The organism is Ruegeria sp. CDSA079, from assembly GCF_059612245.1.
In genome coordinates, this window is the sequence record NZ_JBXWQF010000001.1 from 54,459 (window position 1) to 70,874 (window position 16,416).

General features: G+C 56.7%; 17 protein-coding genes and 1 riboswitch. Of the genes, 12 read left to right on the plus strand and 5 right to left on the minus strand.

The window, feature by feature from the left end:
* Window positions 1-89: 89 nt before the first annotated feature.
* Window positions 90-518, plus strand: coding sequence for an FKBP-type peptidyl-prolyl cis-trans isomerase (locus tag AC2FJZ_RS00265; RefSeq protein WP_496667624.1), 429 nt, complete (start codon window positions 90-92; stop codon window positions 516-518).
* Between the two features lie 271 nt (window positions 519-789).
* Here the strand turns inward: AC2FJZ_RS00265 and AC2FJZ_RS00270 are convergent, their stop codons facing one another.
* From AC2FJZ_RS00270 to fabA, 3 genes are read right to left on the minus strand one after another with little or no spacing between them, the layout of a single operon-like run.
* Window positions 790-1,581, minus strand: a complete 792-nt coding sequence (locus AC2FJZ_RS00270; RefSeq protein WP_050603346.1) for an enoyl-ACP reductase FabI — start codon at window positions 1,579-1,581, stop codon at window positions 790-792.
* 5 nt (window positions 1,582-1,586) lie between these two features.
* Entirely contained in the window at window positions 1,587-2,816 is a 1,230-nt protein-coding gene (fabB, locus tag AC2FJZ_RS00275; protein WP_050603090.1) for a beta-ketoacyl-ACP synthase I, read from the minus strand.
* Window positions 2,817-2,864: 48 nt separating this feature from the next.
* Window positions 2,865-3,374: a bifunctional 3-hydroxydecanoyl-ACP dehydratase/trans-2-decenoyl-ACP isomerase gene (fabA, locus tag AC2FJZ_RS00280; RefSeq protein WP_050603091.1), complete on the minus strand. Its 510-nt coding sequence runs from the start codon at window positions 3,372-3,374 to the stop codon at window positions 2,865-2,867.
* 186 nt (window positions 3,375-3,560) lie between these two features.
* Between fabA and irrA the strand changes: the two genes are divergently transcribed.
* Window positions 3,561-3,977 (plus strand): iron response transcriptional regulator IrrA, encoded by a 417-nt coding sequence (irrA, locus tag AC2FJZ_RS00285; protein ID WP_050603347.1) that lies wholly within the window; start codon window positions 3,561-3,563, stop codon window positions 3,975-3,977.
* Between the two features lie 4 nt (window positions 3,978-3,981).
* Here irrA and AC2FJZ_RS00290 read toward each other — a convergent pair whose 3' ends face one another.
* On the minus strand, window positions 3,982-4,878 hold the full coding sequence (locus AC2FJZ_RS00290) for a LysR family transcriptional regulator (protein WP_496667622.1): 897 nt from the start codon (window positions 4,876-4,878) through the stop codon (window positions 3,982-3,984).
* Window positions 4,879-4,963: 85 nt separating this feature from the next.
* Here AC2FJZ_RS00290 and AC2FJZ_RS00295 point away from each other — a divergent pair, with 85 nt between their 5' ends.
* Complete coding sequence (locus AC2FJZ_RS00295; protein ID WP_496775666.1) at window positions 4,964-5,761, plus strand: phytanoyl-CoA dioxygenase family protein; 798 nt, start codon at window positions 4,964-4,966, stop codon at window positions 5,759-5,761.
* A gap of 6 nt (window positions 5,762-5,767) precedes the next feature.
* Here AC2FJZ_RS00295 and AC2FJZ_RS00300 read toward each other — a convergent pair whose 3' ends face one another.
* On the minus strand, window positions 5,768-6,631 hold the full coding sequence (locus tag AC2FJZ_RS00300; RefSeq protein WP_496775668.1) for a glycosyltransferase family protein: 864 nt from the start codon (window positions 6,629-6,631) through the stop codon (window positions 5,768-5,770).
* A 122-nt stretch (window positions 6,632-6,753) separates the two neighbouring features.
* On the opposite strand from AC2FJZ_RS00300, the gene miaB reads away from it, so the two are divergent.
* The 9 genes from miaB (at window position 6,754) to AC2FJZ_RS00345 (ending at window position 16,362) form a co-directional block, all read left to right on the plus strand.
* Window positions 6,754-8,073: a tRNA (N6-isopentenyl adenosine(37)-C2)-methylthiotransferase MiaB gene (miaB, locus tag AC2FJZ_RS00305; RefSeq protein ID WP_496775669.1), complete on the plus strand. Its 1,320-nt coding sequence runs from the start codon at window positions 6,754-6,756 to the stop codon at window positions 8,071-8,073.
* Window positions 8,074-8,245: 172 nt separating this feature from the next.
* Window positions 8,246-9,010 (plus strand): outer membrane protein, encoded by a 765-nt coding sequence (locus AC2FJZ_RS00310; RefSeq protein ID WP_496667618.1) that lies wholly within the window; start codon window positions 8,246-8,248, stop codon window positions 9,008-9,010.
* 124 nt (window positions 9,011-9,134) lie between these two features.
* Window positions 9,135-10,157: a PhoH family protein gene (locus AC2FJZ_RS00315; protein ID WP_496775670.1), complete on the plus strand. Its 1,023-nt coding sequence runs from the start codon at window positions 9,135-9,137 to the stop codon at window positions 10,155-10,157.
* A 35-nt stretch (window positions 10,158-10,192) separates the two neighbouring features.
* Entirely contained in the window at window positions 10,193-10,687 is a 495-nt protein-coding gene (gene ybeY / locus AC2FJZ_RS00320; protein ID WP_496775671.1) for an rRNA maturation RNase YbeY, read from the plus strand.
* 35 nt (window positions 10,688-10,722) lie between these two features.
* On the plus strand, window positions 10,723-11,610 hold the full coding sequence (locus tag AC2FJZ_RS00325) for a hemolysin family protein (RefSeq protein ID WP_050603098.1): 888 nt from the start codon (window positions 10,723-10,725) through the stop codon (window positions 11,608-11,610).
* A complete protein-coding gene (lnt, locus tag AC2FJZ_RS00330; RefSeq protein WP_496775672.1) occupies window positions 11,607-13,115 on the plus strand; it encodes an apolipoprotein N-acyltransferase in 1,509 nt (502 codons plus the stop codon). The genes AC2FJZ_RS00325 and lnt overlap by 4 nt, the downstream gene beginning before the upstream one ends.
* Window positions 13,116-13,152: 37 nt before the next feature.
* Window positions 13,153-13,201: riboswitch (SAM-SAH riboswitch) on the plus strand.
* Window positions 13,202-13,206: 5 nt separating this feature from the next.
* Complete coding sequence (gene metK, locus AC2FJZ_RS00335) at window positions 13,207-14,388, plus strand: methionine adenosyltransferase (protein WP_050603100.1); 1,182 nt, start codon at window positions 13,207-13,209, stop codon at window positions 14,386-14,388.
* 86 nt (window positions 14,389-14,474) lie between these two features.
* Window positions 14,475-15,200 carry a tRNA (guanosine(46)-N7)-methyltransferase TrmB gene (gene trmB / locus AC2FJZ_RS00340; protein ID WP_050603101.1) on the plus strand — a complete coding sequence of 242 codons (726 nt, stop codon included), beginning with the start codon at window positions 14,475-14,477 and terminating at the stop codon, window positions 15,198-15,200.
* Window positions 15,201-15,288: 88 nt separating this feature from the next.
* On the plus strand, window positions 15,289-16,362 hold the full coding sequence (locus tag AC2FJZ_RS00345; protein ID WP_496775673.1) for an amidohydrolase family protein: 1,074 nt from the start codon (window positions 15,289-15,291) through the stop codon (window positions 16,360-16,362).
* Window positions 16,363-16,416: the final 54 nt, after the last annotated feature.

The window sequence follows — 16,416 nt, forward strand, 5'->3', positions numbered from 1 at the left end:
ACGAGGGGGGTGAAAGAGCCAGGGGTTTACAAGATTGTGTCAGGCCCTAGGTTTGGCCGCTCAATTCTACAAAACGGCCGGAGGCCACGATGACCGAGATCAAACAAGGCGACACGGTTCGCATCCACTACACCGGTACGCTGCTGGACGGCAAAGTCTTTGACAGTTCGGATGGGCGCGATCCGTTGGAGTTTGTGGTTGGATCTGGCCAGATCATTCCCGGGCTGGACAGCGCGATGCCTGGCCTGTCTGCAGGGGACAAAAAACGGGTCGAAATTGCCTGTGTGGAAGCATACGGTCCCATCAATCCGGCGATGCGTCAGGAAATTCCCCGCGAAGGCATTCCCGACGACATCCCGCTTGAGCCCGGAACGCAGTTGCAAATGCAGACACCAGATGGCCAGGCCGTGCCGGTGACAGTGGTTGGCGCGGACGAGGTGACCGTAACGCTGGACGCCAACCACCCTTTGGCGGGTCAGGATTTGGTTTTTGAGATTGAGGTCGTCTCGATCAACTGATCTTCGGCTCGGGTCGGTTCCCCGGCCCGGGATTCACCGGATCAGTGTTTCGATCGCCGAACGGACTTGCGGTTGAGTGAAAAAGACAAACGCCAACAACATACATGTCAGCGTCAGCAAAAGAACTCTGGCCCGTTGACTCAGCAAACCGGACTTTCTCCGGCTTTGCGTTGCACGTGCGTTGTTTGCAATGATTTGATCTAGCTTGCTCATATCAATTTCCTGCCGCCCAAAGATGGTAAAAACTTGACGACGGCAGGGAAAGATATGGTCACATAAAGTCAGGCTGCGGCATACCCAGAACGTGGAAGCCACCATCAACGCGGATAATCTCACCAGATGTACAGGACCCTGCATCCGAAGTCAGGTAGACAGCAGTTCCGCCGACAGCCTCAAGCGTTGCATTTGCCCGCATCGGAGCGTTCTGGTCGCAGAACTTGTAGGTCTTGCGCGCGCCGCCGATGGCCGCACCGGCGAGGGTTTTCATCGGTCCGGGTGAAATAGCGTTCACGCGGATGCCGTCAGGACCAAGGTCATTGGCCAGATAGCGTGTCGCCGATTCCAGAGCCGCCTTGGCCACACCCATGACGTTGTAATTCGGTACAACGCGGTTCGATCCCTGATAAGTCAGGGTCAGAAGTGAGCCGCCATTGTCCTTCATCATCGGATAGGCGCGACGCGCCACTTCGATGAAGGAATAGGCCGAGACATCCATCGAGTGTTTGAAGTTCGCCCGCGTGGTGTTCAGGAAACGGCCCGTCAATTCGGACTTGTCCGAATAGGCGATGGCATGGACGACAAAATCGATGGTCGGCCAGCGTTGGGCCAGTTCATCAAATGCACGGTCCAGCGATTCGTCATCAGTGACATCCGCATCGACCATGAAATCGCTGCCAAGGCTTTGGGCCAAGGGTTCCAGCCGTTTGCCGAATGCCTCGCCCTGATAGGTGAATGCCAGTTCGGCACCGGCCTCGTGCATGGCCTTGGCAATGCCCCACGCGATTGAGCGGTCATTGGCCACGCCCATGATCAGGCCGCGTTTACCTTTAAGAAGATCCGACATCACTTTCACCCGTTATACTTTGACAGAATCATGGACCCGTTGGTGCCACCAAAGCCGAAGCTGTTGGTCATGACACTGTCCAGTCCTGCGTTTTCAACCACTTCGGTTGCAATTTCACCGGGCAGGATGCCTTCGGCAAGCGTGTCGACGTTGATCGACGGTGTAATGAAATCATGGTCCAGCATCAGCAGGCAGAAGATCGCCTCAAGCGCTCCTGCGGCCCCCTGCGCGTGGCCGGTCATCGATTTGGTCGACGAAATCGGCGGTACGCTGCCTTGGCCAAAGATACGGCGCACGGCCTCAACCTCACCCACATCGCCAACCGGAGTCGAGGTGCCATGGGCGTTGATGTAATCCACTTTGCGGCCTTCGGGCAGAGTGTCCAGAGCCAGACGCATCGCACGCTCACCGCCTTCGCCGGACGGGGCCACCATGTCATGGCCGTCCGAAGTTGCCGCGTATCCGGTGACTTCGGCATAGATCTTTGCGCCACGAGCCAGAGCGTGTTCCAGTTCTTCCAGCACAACGATCCCGCCGCCACCGGAAATCACGAAACCGTCGCGGTTTTCGTCGAACGCACGCGATGCTTTCTCGGGCGTGTCATTGTATTTCGAGGACATCGCGCCCATGGCGTCGAACAGACAGGACAATGTCCAGTCCAGTTCCTCACCGCCGCCGGCAAACATCACGTCCTGCTTGCCGAGCATAATTTGTTCTGCCGCGTTGCCGATGCAGTGCAGTGATGTCGAGCAGGCCGAGGTGATCGAATAGTTGATGCCCTTGATCTTGAACGCTGTCGCCAGGTTTGCCGAAATCGTCGAACACATGCATTTTGGCACTGCAAACGGCCCGATCCGCTTGGTTGCGCCAGTTTTCAAAACAGTTTGATGTGCCGACAGCATGGCGCTGGTCGACGGACCACCCGAGCCAGCGACCAAACCAGTGCGCGGGTTAACAACCTGATCCTCGGTCAGACCGGCGTCGGAAATCGCCTGGCTCATGGCGACATGAGCGTAGGCAGCACCGGGGCCCATAAAGCGTAGGGTGCGCTTGTCCACATGTTCAGAGACGTCGATCTTGAGCGAACCGGCGATCTGGCTGCGAAAACCGTGTTCGACCATCTGCTCGTTGGCCTCGATCCCGGATTTGCCTGCTTTGAGCGAGGCCAAGACCTCTTCGGCATTGTTCCCGATGGAGGAAACAACCCCCAGACCGGTGACGACGACGCGACGCATAAGCGTACTCCTGTAGTTCGTTTTCAGTGACGTGTCAGAAAGCCGGGGTTAGCTTTCGGACAGTGCAACCTTCATATCCTTGACCTGATAAATCACTTCGCCATCGGCTTCGACCCGGCCATCCGCCACACCCATGGTCAGGCGACGGGTTTGAAGGGCTTTCGTGAAGTCGATGTAGTATGTTAGCATTTTGCGGTCCGGGCGGACCATTCCGGTCAGTTTGACCTCGCCCACACCCAGCGCATAGCCGCGTCCCTGCCAGCCGCGCCAGCCCAGATTGAAGCCGGTCAACTGCCACAGGCCATCCAGACCCAGACAGCCCGGCATGATCGGGTTGCCGGGGAAATGGCAGTCAAAGAACCAAAGGTCAGGTGTAATATCAAACTCGGCTACCACATGGCCTTTGCCATGCGCACCACCATCGCCCGAGATGTCGGTGATCCGGTCCATCATCAGCATCGGCGGCGCGGGCAATTGGGCGTTGCCGGGGCCGAATAATTCGCCGCGGGCGCATTTCAGCAGATCATCTTTGTCAAAACTGCTAGGGAACTGGGCCATTCTGCCGCCTTTCCTGCCGGGGGTCTGTCTATATATCTGGCCTCGTCTATCACCCGTTTGCAAGGTCCTGCAAGAGCGGTGCGCCACATCATCTTGTGTACGTACCCATCTTGCGAATGAAATTCATTTGAAATTGTCGACTATGCGCCCCTATATATAAAAGAAGCAACTATGAGTATCGGATTGATGACACCTCAGAGCCGCGAAATAGCAACGGGTTGGCTGGTGAATGCTGGCTTGCGACCCACGCGCCAGCGTGTGGCGCTGGCCGAGCTTTTGGTGGGCGATGGCCGTCATCGCCATGTTACCGCAGAAAGCCTGTTCGATTCTGCCAAGGCAAACGGGGATGCGGTTTCTCTGGCCACGGTTTATAATACTCTTCGCGCGTTTTGCGAGGCAGGTGTTCTACAAGAAATCACCGTGGATGGCTCGAAAAGCTATTTCGATACCAATACCCACGATCACCCCCATTTTTATTGGGAAGACGAAGCCCGTCTGAGTGATGCGCCCTCGGATCAACTGGTCATTCAGCGCCTTCCCGAAGCGCCCGAAGGGGTTGAGATCGCGTCGGTCGATGTTGTCATCCGGTTGCGCAAGAAATAGGTTTTCAATTCTGCTGCAAACCATCCTGTAGAACGCGTTCAGCCAGATCAATTGTTGGGTCGGCCGGGCCTGTACCGTGACGTGCCAGAACCACAGACTCAGCAGCGTCCGGGTCGGTGATCGGAATACCGACCAAAAGTCGACCGTCATAGCTGATCGAACTGGGCGGGCTGGCATAGCTGATTCCGATTCCCTCGCCATGGGCTGCAAGACTGCGCTGAATCTCCAGCGATGCTGCCCGGTGCGCGACTGTTGGGCGCAGACCCATGCGCCGAAACAGGCCAAGAATGTGCTGCGCAGAAAGCCCTTCAGTTGACAGGATCAAAGGGTGGATTGCGATATCGGTCAGGGTAACGCCATCCGTTGATGCCAGCGGATGATCCGGCGACATCAACGCTTTTGGTTTGCTGTCGAACAGCTTTGCTCGGGTGAACCCGGCATCCATGGTCAGATCATAAGTGATCGCTATGTCGATCTGGCCGTCGATCATGCTGTTCAGAAGCCCTTCGAAAGACGCGGCGACATAGGAAATTGCAAGATTTGGGAAGGCAACGCGCAAATGATGCAGGGCAGGGGCCAGCAAGAAGGGGGCGAGGTCCGTAAAACACCCCAACCTCAATTGTGTCATACCCGGTGCCGGAGTCTCAGAGGCTTCGATTCGGGCGGCATCGTTCAGCAAAGCCTCAGCCTGTTCGATAAACCTGCGCCCCTGAGGGGTCAGGGCCATGGCTGCACCCCGGCGACGGGTGAACAACGGATGGCCAAGATGCTCTTCAACACGTGTCAGCGCAGTGGACAAGGCTGGCTGCGACACATTCAGGTGCTGTGCCGCGACCGACAGGCTGCCGTGGCACCCGATCGCGCAGACATATTCATATTGGCGAAGTGAAATATATAACATCAAGTTATTTATTACTTAGAAAGATATGATTTGAACAGAATGCACGTTCAGAGCAAAACCGGGATAAAAGCCAAAGGAGATCCGGATGCCTCACCCACTAGTTTCTCAAGCGATGATCGACACCTATCAGCAAGATGGCGTTGTCCTGATCAAAGGGCTGTTCACGGGGTATGTGGATCAACTGCGCGATGGGGTGGCCGCAAATATGGCTGAACCTGGCCCTTATGCGTCTGAAAACAAAAAGTCTGGCGAAACAGGGCTTTTCTTTGATGACTACTGCAACTGGACCCGCATCCCTCAGTTTCGCGAAGTCATCGAAAAATCGCCCGCGGCCGAGGTTGCGGCCGATCTGATGCAATCGCAAAGCGTTCAGATGTTCCACGATCACGTGCTGGTCAAAGAGCCCGGCACGTCGATGGCCACGCCCTGGCATCAGGACGGACCGTATTACTTCGTCGAAGGCCAGCAGAACATCAGCTTCTGGTCTCCGCTGGATCCGGTGCAGCAGGCGACGCTGCGCTGTGTCGCCGGATCGCATCGGTGGGAGAAAGAGGTTCTGCCGACCCGTTGGGTGTCAGAGGAAGGGTTCTTTCCGGACGAAGGTCAGTACATCCCCGTCCCGGACCCCGATGCCGAGGGCATGAGAGTTGTTGAGTTCGAAATGGAGCCCGGCGACGCTGTGGCGTTCAACTATCGTACGTTGCATGGCGCGCGGGGCAACCAGTCGGACAGCCGCCGCCGCGCATTCTCGCTGCGCCTGGTGGGGGATGACGCGTGTTACGTTGAGCGCCCGGGTCGGACCTCGCCCCCGTTCCCCGGTCACGACATGACACCGGGCCAACGCTTGCGCGAGGACTGGTTCCCGATGCTGTTGCAACGCTGAGGCGTCTCAGAACCACTGACCTGATTCGATCAGACCCAAATCCAGAAGTTGGCGAGACTGCCATTCAAACGGAACTGAGTTCCGCCAGCGAAAGCTGGGGATGTCAAACGTGGACCCTGCATTTGTCTTTAGGGCTTTTGCTGCCCGAAAAGAGCAAATGGCGGCAGTCATGTTGTGATGCCAGGGGCAGGAATAGGTGTTGTATTCCGGTTCATTGAACGTATGGTCGGGCCTCAGCACCAGCCCTTTTTGCGATTTGAACAGGGCAATCCGGTCGATACGGCGGCGTTCGTAAGGAACGTGCTCTTCGTATCGCCAGCGCAACCCGCCCGAGATATTCACTTGCCGGTCCAAAGGCTGGCCGCTTGGGTCGTGGCGGGTATGGGCATAGTAGTCCGTGCTGTCGAAGAGCGCCTGCTCAGGCGCGACTCCGTTGGGATAGGTGCAAAGATCATCGGCATAGAGGTCAATGACATAGCTGAGCATCGCATTGCGCCGCTCTTCGCTGTGAAAGGCCAGCATTTCGCCAACGCTGCGCGTTTCGCTAAATGGGTAAAAAAGGTACTCGGCGTTATAACAATAATACATCCAAAGGCCGGGTGCGGCCTGAATAACCCGGTTTATGGTTTCAAACACCACAGTTCGGGGCGAGCATTTCAGTGTGATCCGATGCACGTGATCGGCCAGCTCAGGGTCGAGAGCCAAGTCTTGCGGCATGAACACAAGCACGGATTTGAACCCCAGATTCAGGTGGTGCCGCACAGTGCTGTCCAGCTCGATTCCGTCTTCGGCAAAAATCAATGCGATGGGACCTTTGGCCAATGCGGTCTGACCCGATTTCAGAAAATGGTTCGGGGATTCGTAATTCATCGTGTGTTTTCGGTTTTGCCTTGCTGGAAAGTCCTGCCAAATTCGGGTAATTGCGCTCGCATTGCAAGCGGCGTTCGAAGCATATAGATGACGCCGGTCCCGCGAATGCAAAGGCCCGATCCATGTCCGAACCGAAGAAGCTGTTTATCAAGACCTATGGCTGTCAGATGAATGTCTATGACAGTGAGCGCATGTCTGAGGCACTGGGCGGGCAGGGCTACGTCGAAACCAAGACGCCCGATGATGCGGATATGATCCTGCTGAACACCTGCCACATTCGTGAAAAGGCTGCGGAAAAGGTCTATTCCGAACTGGGCCGGTTCAAGGGTCTGAAGGCCGAGAATCCTGATCTGAAAATCGGCGTCGCGGGATGTGTCGCGCAGGCTGAAGGTGAAGAGATCATGCGCCGCCAACCGCTGGTCGATCTGGTCGTTGGTCCGCAAAGCTATCATCGTTTGCCCGAGATGGAGGCCAAGACCCGCGCAGGCGAAAAGGCACTGGATACGGATTTTCCCGAAGAGGACAAGTTTGAGAAATTGAAGAACCGCCCCAAGGCCAAGCGTGGCCCGACGGCGTTTCTGACTGTTCAGGAAGGCTGCGACAAGTTCTGTGCCTTCTGTGTCGTGCCTTACACGCGTGGTGCCGAAGTCAGCCGCCCAGCCGATCGCATTATTCGCGAGGCGCAGGATCTGGTCGAGCGCGGGGTGCGCGAGATCACTCTGCTGGGGCAGAATGTGAATGCCTATCACGGTACAGGCCCGAACGGGGACATGACTTTGGCAGGTCTGATCTGGGAACTGAACAAGGTCGACGGGCTGGAGCGGATTCGCTTTACTACGTCGCACCCCAATGACATGGCTGATGATCTAATCGAGGCTCATGGCACTTGCGACAAGCTGATGCCTTACCTGCACTTGCCGGTGCAGTCGGGCTCGGACCGCATTCTCAAGCGAATGAACCGCAGCCACACGGCCGAAAGTTATTTACGCCTGATCGAGCGTATTAGAGCGGCCCGCCCGGATATTGTGATGTCAGGGGATTTCATCGTCGGTTTCCCTGAAGAGACCGATGAGGATTTTCAGGCGACGATGGATCTGGTCGAAGAGGTCAAATACGGCTACGCCTATTCCTTCAAATATTCTACGCGCCCCGGAACGCCGGCGACCGAACGGGCTCAGGTCGATCCGGCGGCAGCGGATGAACGTTTGCAGCGGCTTCAGGCCCTGATCACCCGTCACCAAAGGGAAATCCAGGACGGCATGGTGGGCCGCACCGTCCGCGTTCTGTTCGAAAAACCGGGCCGCCAACCCGGGCAGATGGTCGGAAAGTCTGAGTATTTGCATTCGGTTCACGTGAGGGGGGCCGAGATCGCCATTGGAGACCTGAAGAAGATTCGGATTACCGAGTCGGGTGCCAATTCGCTGGCGGGAGAGTTGCTGTAGATCGGCGAATATCCACTGATTTTCCACCATAATTGGTGGATGTTTCTAAAATTTACCCTTGATTTATTGCTTGTAACTATGCTCGGAGAAGAGCCAAGTTTTTCCGGGCGTGATGTTTTGCGTGCAAAAACGGTTTTGGGCCGGTGTTGTGGCCGGAGTTATGGAGGCACGAGTGACGACCCTTACGAACTTCAGACATCCAAGTGTTGTCAAAACGCTGCCTGCTGCGTCGCTTGTTATCCTTCTGGCCAGCGCATCGAACGCGGGCGATCTGGAAGGCCCGGTGACCGAGCCTGAGGTGATCAGCCCATCCAGGATCGGTAGTGATGTCCATGCCTTCTATTTGGGATTGGCCGGTGGCTATGGCGCGGGCGGGGATGATCGGTTCGGCCTGACAACGCCTACCGGTTTGTTCGACATTGGGGATCAGGATCTGTCTGGCTCTTATGGCGAGTTGCGCGGTGGCTGGCGTGGCGTCTTGCCCGCCAGAGGCGGGCGCGACTTCGTCTATGGCTTTGAAGTCGGATATCAATTTGGGTCACTTGACGACAGCGTTAGCGCTCGGATTTCGGGGGTCGACGTGCAAGGTGGCACAGAAGTGTCTGACGTACTGGCGATCCGATTGCGAAACGGCGTGACAAACCGTAGCGGCAGCATTCTGTATTTTGTCAGTGTCGGATATATTTGGGGCGATATCGAGACGACCAACAGCATCGCGGTGGGCAGTTCGGTGCAGAATTTCTCGGTTACAGACCGGCGCGGCGGGTATTCTGCAAGCATCGGGGCTGAGCATAAACTGACGGATGATTGGTCAATCACTGGTGAGTATGAGTACGTTCAGTTCAAATCGCAAACGGTTGAGTTCAGTTCGGGTTTTTCGACGAAGTCGACGCCCAAATACGGTGGCTTGAGATTCGGGCTGAACTACACGTTCTGACGCCGTTACGATCTGCACTTGTGGGCCGTTTTGTCATCCAAGCACTAAATTTTGAAACTGTGGCTTGCGCCCACCGAGTTTTGTTGTCTACGCTCGGGGTGAACAGCCAAGACAGGAGAACGGATTGGCCATCGGTGCCCTGAACCCACCGCAAAATGAAATGCCCCAGCGTGAGGCATTTGTAGAGTTTCCTGACAACCGATTGTTGATTGACCTGTGTGGTGAATACGACCGCAACTTGACTGATATCGAAAGCAAGCTTTCGGTCCAGATCGTGCGTCGCGGCAACCAGTTGGTTGTCATGGGGGGCGAAGATGCCCAGAAGCAGGCCGTAGAGGTGCTGCAGTCGCTCTATACCCGCCTGGAAGGCGGGCGCGAGGTTGAGGCTGCGGATGTGGATCGCGAGCTTCGCATGGGTGTCTCGGAACAAGGAACGGGCAGCCGCGACGGCGATCAGCTTGAGATGTTCAAAGGCGGAACGGTCGAGATCAAAACCCGCAAGAAACTGGTCGAACCGCGCACAGATGCCCAAAAAGCCTATGTGCAGTCGCTCTTCCAGAACGAGCTGGCCTTTGGCATTGGTCCTGCGGGAACGGGGAAAACTTACCTGGCGGTTGCTGTGGGTGTTTCGATGTTCATCGGCGGACATGTGGATCGAATCATCCTGAGCCGCCCTGCCGTCGAAGCGGGTGAAAAGCTGGGCTACTTGCCCGGCGACATGAAGGATAAGGTCGATCCGTATATGCAGCCGCTTTATGACGCGCTGAACGATTTCCTGCCAGGCAAGCAACTGGCCAAGCTGATTGAGGAGAAGCGAATCGAAATCGCTCCGCTTGCGTTCATGCGCGGTCGGACGCTGGCCAATGCCTTTGTGGTTCTCGACGAAGCCCAGAATGCGACGACCATGCAGATGAAGATGTTTCTGACCCGTCTGGGGGAGGGTAGTCGTATGGTCATCACCGGCGACAGATCGCAGGTGGACCTGCCGCGCGGGGTGCAGTCCGGGCTGACGGATGCTGAAAGGTTGCTGAAAACGATACCCAATATCAGCTTCAACTATTTCACTTCGAAAGATGTGGTGCGTCACCCGCTTGTCGCGGCCATCATCGAGGCGTATGAAGCCGACTTAGGCCGTGAAACCAGTTGAGAGCATGGCCCATACAGGGGCTGGTCTGCAGTAAGATGAATCTGGAACTCACTGTCGAAGACGACCGTTGGCAGGGTCTTGAGACCCTGTCGCGCAAGGCGATTTCTGCCGTTCTGGCTTTTGCCGAGATCGACCCGGAGTTTTGCGAAGTCAGTGTTTTGGGCTGTGATGATGCACGGATTGCCGAGTTAAACTCAGAATTTCGCGGCAAACCAAGCGCCACCAACGTACTGAGCTGGCCCGCCGAGGATCTGGCCCCCGATGTGCCGGGGCAGGTGCCGAATACGCCGCAACCGGATTTCACTGGTGAAATCCCCTTGGGCGATATCGCGATTTCCTTTGAGACCAGCGCACGTGAGGCCGCCGAGGCAGGTAAAGCCATGGACGATCATGTGATCCATTTGCTTGTTCATGGAACGTTGCATTTGCTGGGGTATGATCACATTCGTGATCCCGATGCCACCTTGATGGAAGGGATTGAGGTCAAGATACTTGGCAAATTGGGTATTGATGACCCATATAGAGTGTGAAGGGGTCTTAGGACCCGATTAATTGGAACAAGGTAATGGGCGACACAGACGGCAGTTCTAGGGCGGCGCAAAGCGCGCAGCCACAGGACAGCAGCAATGAGACAGAAGAGAAAAGCGGGTTCTTTTCTCGAATACTCGATGCGTTTTCGGGTGACGAGACCCAACCGCTACCAACGGCGAACGGGCAGAATGCAGCAATGCCTCAGTCCCGTGGGATGATCAACCTGCGCCGGATGCGCGTTGAAGACGTTGCCATTCCAACTGCTGAAATCATATCGGTCGCTTCGACGATCACCAAAGATGAGCTCGCGGATGTGTTCCGTGAGAGTGGCCTGTCCAGAATCCCGGTTTACGAAGGAACGCTGGATACGCCATTGGGATTCGTCCACCTCAAGGATTTCGCTCTGACCCACGGGTTCAACGGAGGGGGCAGTAGCTTTGATCTGGTCTCGATGTTGCGTACGCTGTTGTTTGTTCCACCGTCGATGCCAATTGGGGTGCTGCTGACCAAAATGCAGACGGAACGGCGCCATATGGCGCTGGTGATCGATGAATATGGTGGCGTTGATGGTCTGCTGACTATCGAGGACCTCATCGAACAGGTGGTGGGTGAAATCGCAGACGAACATGATGCAGACGAAGATCAGCTGTGGGTGCAAGAGAAGCCCGGTTGTTACGTCGTGCAAGCCCGGGTCCCGCTTGAGGATTTCGAAGCCGAGATTGGCCGCTCGCTGACCAGCCACAAAGACGTGGATGAAGAGGAAATCGATACTCTGGGCGGGCTGGTGTTCATGTTGTCGGGCCGGGTGCCCGCAAGGGGAGAGGTTGTGATCCACCCCGAAGGGCCTGAGTTCGAAGTGATCGATGCCGATCCGCGACGCATAAAAAGACTGCGCGTTATGTTGCCGGACATCGCTGCATGATCCCAGTCCGGGACTGGCCTCTTGCGCTAAGACTACTGGCGGCTGCCACACTGGGCGGTGCGGGTGCCTTTGGTTTGGCACCTTATGGGTATTGGGCGTTAACGGTCCTGTCTCTGATTCTGATCGTGCCAATTTTTCTGGCCAGCGAAACCCGGGCGCGGGCGGGTTGGATCGGATGGTTCTTTGCCACCGGTTACTTTGTCCATGCGCTCAGCTGGCTTATCGAACCGTTTCAGGTGGATGCAGAGCGCCACGCCTGGATGGCGCCGTTTGCGCTGGTGTTTATGGCAGGGGGGCTGGCGCTGTTCTGGGCTGCGGGATTTCGGTTGTCGCGGCATCCTGGTGCTTCGCAAACCCTCCAGGGTATGTGGCTGGTTGTCACTTTGTCGCTGCTCGAGATGACACGGGGATACATACTGACCGGGTTCCCCTGGGCCGGGGTTTCGCAAGTCTGGGTGAATACGCCAGTGGCACAGTTGTTGTCTTTGGTCGGGCCGTACGGGTTGAACACACTGACTTTCTCGGCGGCGTTTTCGATCGGAACAGCAATATGTCATGACAGGCCCTTGCGGGGGCTGGTGGTGCCCATGAGCGTTACCGTTGCCCTGGTCTGCCTAGCATTGGTCTATGCAGCGATGCGTCCGCCTGTGCAGGACGGCCCACATACGATTCGCGTGGTTCAGCCAAACGCGCCCCAGCATCAAAAATGGGATCCTGCTTATGCGCCTTTGTTTTTCGCGCGTCAGACCGAATACACTGCGGTATCGCCTCGACCTGACTTGATCGTCTGGCCCGAAACTGCTGTTCCAGCGTGGTTGGGAAGTGCGCAGCCGTTCCTGGCTGCCATTGCAAAAGCGGCTCAGGGGACGCCGGTCATCTTTGGAATTCAACGCGGCGATGGTCCGCAGATATACAATTCAATGGTCTATCTGGACGAAACGGGACAACAGGCGGGGCTGTATGACAAGCACCACCTTGCCCCGTTTGGCGAATATATTCCTTTTGGCGACCTGTTGGGGCGCTTCGGCATCCGCGGGCTGGCCGCGACAACCGGGAACGGTTTCAGTGCCGGGCCCGGGCCCGAACTGCTGGATGTAGGAACGCTGGGCCGTGCCTTGCCGCTGATCTGTTACGAAGCGGTGTTTCCGCAGGACCTAAGGGTGGGATCGGGACGCGCTGATTTCCTGTTGCAGATTACAAATGACGCTTGGTTTGGAACCTGGTCCGGACCATACCAACACCTCGTGCAAGCCCGGATGCGGGCGATCGAGCAAGGCTTGCCAATGATCCGGTCCGCCAATACCGGGGTGTCCGCCATGATCGATCCGCTGGGTCGTGTTACCGCGTCGCTGCCTTTGGATGAGGCTGGTTATGTGGATGCGATCCTGCCGCAACCTCAAAAATCAACCTATTATTCTCGATTTGGCGACAGTCTTGTGTTGATGGCGCTGTCTGTTCTCGCGCTTCTATTGGTTTTATATACCCGTCGTACCCAACGAGATTAGCGATTGACCACATCTGTTCGCGGGCGTATGCGTCTCTGACCTGTCACAACGGCTTCCTGGCGTGACAGAGAAACCCCAATGGAGCACATTTATGTCCCGACAGAACTACACATTTACTTCGGAGTCCGTTTCCGAAGGACACCCCGACAAGGTCTGTGACCGCATTTCGGACGCCGTCCTTGACGCATTTCTGAATGAAGAACCCGAAGCACGCGTGGCCTGCGAAACCTTTGCCACAACCGACCGCGTCGTTATTGGCGGTGAAGTCGGCCTGTCGGATAAAGACAAGCTGCACGACTATATGGGCCGTATCGAAAAGATTGCCCGTGATTGTATCAAAGACATCGGCTACGAGCAGGACAAGTTTCATCACGAAACGGTCGAGGTGACAAACCTGCTGCACGAACAATCCGCTCACATCGCGCAGGGCGTCGATGCTGCGGACAACAAGGATGAAGGGGCAGGCGACCAGGGCATCATGTTCGGCTACGCCACAACCGAAACCCCTGCGCTTATGCCTGCACCGATCCAGTATTCGCATGCCATCCTGCGGCGTCTGGCCGAAGTGCGCAAAAGCGGTGCCGAACCCGCGCTGGGTCCGGACGCCAAGTCGCAATTGTCCGTCGTGTATCGTGATGGCAAGCCGGTTGGCGTCAGCTCGGTCGTTTTGTCGACGCAGCACCTGGATGAGGCGCTGACATCTGATGACATCCGCGAAATCGTCGAGCCGTATATCCGCGAAACTCTGCCCGAAGGCTGGTTGTCTGCTGATACCGAATGGCATGTGAACCCAACGGGTAAATTTGTGATTGGCGGCCCGGACGGCGACGCAGGTCTGACCGGTCGCAAGATCATCGTGGACACCTATGGTGGCGCGGCCCCGCACGGCGGCGGCGCGTTCTCGGGCAAAGACCCGACCAAGGTCGACCGTTCGGCTGCTTATGCGGCGCGTTATCTGGCCAAGAACGTTGTGGCTGCCGGTATGGCAGAGCGCTGCACGATCCAGCTAAGCTATGCGATTGGCGTTTCCAAACCGCTGTCCATCTATGCAGACACGCATGGAACAGGTCAGATTGCAGATGCAATTATCGAAAAAGCCGTTGGACAGGTCATGGATCTGACCCCGCGCGGCATTCGTGAGCAGCTGCAAATGAACAAGCCGATTTATCAGCGCACCGCAGCTTACGGCCATTTCGGGCGTGAGCCCGATGCAGATGGCGGCTTTAGCTGGGAACGTACTGATCTTGTTGACGCGCTGAAAGCCGCAGTCTGATCTGAACAGCAATAAAGCGCGCCCTCTGGGGCGCGCTTTTTCTTTGCGCGTGCGGCTCGCACTTGCAACGCTAAGGCGCGCGCAGTATGGCCACCGCCATGAGCACCGAGACCCCACAACGCCCGCGCAGGAATTTTTATGGCCGCTTCAAGGGCAAGACCCTGAAGCCCAGCCAAAAGACCTATCTGAACGAAGATCTGGCAGCGCTGTCGCCTGGCGCAGTGGATTGGGAATCCAACCCCGAACGCAAGTCATTGGACTTGGATGGTCTGTTTGGTGGCAAGCCTGTCTGGCTTGAAGTGGGCTTTGGCGGCGGCGAGCATCTGGTGCATCAGGCGCAAAGCAACCCGGATATCGGCGTCATCGGGGCAGAGCCTTACATCAATGGCGTTGCCATGTTGTTGGGCAAAATCCGGCAGGCGGGCGTCGAAAACCTCGCCGTGCATCCCGGCGATGCGCGCGATTTGTTCGATGTCCTGCCCGAAGCCAGTATCTCACGTGCCTTTCTGCTGTATCCGGACCCATGGCCCAAGACCCGACACCATCGTCGCCGTTTTGTGACACCCGAACACCTGGAGCCATTGGCGAAGGTGTTGAAACCCGGGTCGATCTTTCGGGTTGCCACAGATATTTCCGACTATGTGCGCCAGACGCTGGAAGAAGTTCCGCGCGCGGGCTTTGAATGGTTGGCGGAACGCCCAGCTGACTGGCGTGAACCTTGGGACGATTGGATTTCTACCCGCTATGAACAAAAGGCCCTGCGTGAGGGGCGGGTGCCGCATTATCTGACCTTCCGTAGGACTGAGTCCTGATCTGTTTCAAATTTCTGTAATCCTGGACGCTATGCTAGGCTGTGCTTGATGTAGATAATTTTAGCAAAGCTTTTTGCCTAGGATTGCCATGTCTGATATTCGGATCACGAACTGCCACACGCACCTGTTTCATGCGCGCCATGTGCCAGAGGATTACCCCTATCCCGCGCTCAAGCCATTCAAGAAGATGCCCTGGTTGATCAAGGGCCTTGCATTTGGTGCCCGCCTGATTGGTCAGCATACAGTTGCCGAGAAACTGGACAGGCTCTATCGCTTTCAGCGGGAAACGGACGCGGGCAGCCAGCGTGATATTCTGGACAACCTGAGGCGACACTATCCGAGCGACACCCGCTTTGTCGTCCTGCCAATGGAGATGTCAGCCTTTGGGTTCGGCGCACCTGAGGTTCCGCTGAGCACGCAACATGACGAATTGGCGAAGCTGTCCGGCGACCGCGAGGTCGGCCGCTCTGTGATACCCTTTGCAACGATTGACCCGCGGGCTGACCCTCAGGCGAAAGAACTCTGGCGTGCCGTTGATGGCCTGAAGTTTCGCGGTCTGAAGCTCTATCCGCGGTTGGGGTTTGCGCCGGACGATCCGGTTCTGATGCAGCATGTTTATCCGCGGCTAGAGGAACTGAACTTGCCGGTGATGTCCCACTGTTCACGCGGTGGCGTTCAAGGGCGCTATCTTTCGGACTATTGGGCTGACCGCTATACCGAGCCAGAGGCGTTTGTTCCCGTAATGCGCGCGCATCCCAAGCTTCGCATTTGCCTGGCGCATTTCGGCGGTCAGCGGGACTGGGATGCCTATGTAAATCCGGATCGCAAGAACCCGCTGGACGACGCGTTCAACCGGAATTGGCAGGTGGCAATCCGGCACATGATTGGCAGCGGAAACTATCCGGGTCTTTGGACTGACATCTCTTACACACTGTTCCAGTTCGAGGACTACGCCCCCTTCCTGCGCATTTTTCTGACCGGTGAGGATGAAGAAAGTGAGCGTCTCAGGTCCCGCGTCCTATTTGGATCGGATTACTACATGACCCGGCAGGAAACGCTGTCAGAGAGAGCGGTCTGTTTCCGGTTGCGGAACATCTTGGGCGAGGAAATTTTCCGGCAGATCGCCGAAGAAAATCCGGCGAAATGGCTGGGAGAGGTCTGAGAGACAGCTTCGCACTCATTGCCGCTGGACCAACCCGCTCCAATTCGCTAATTC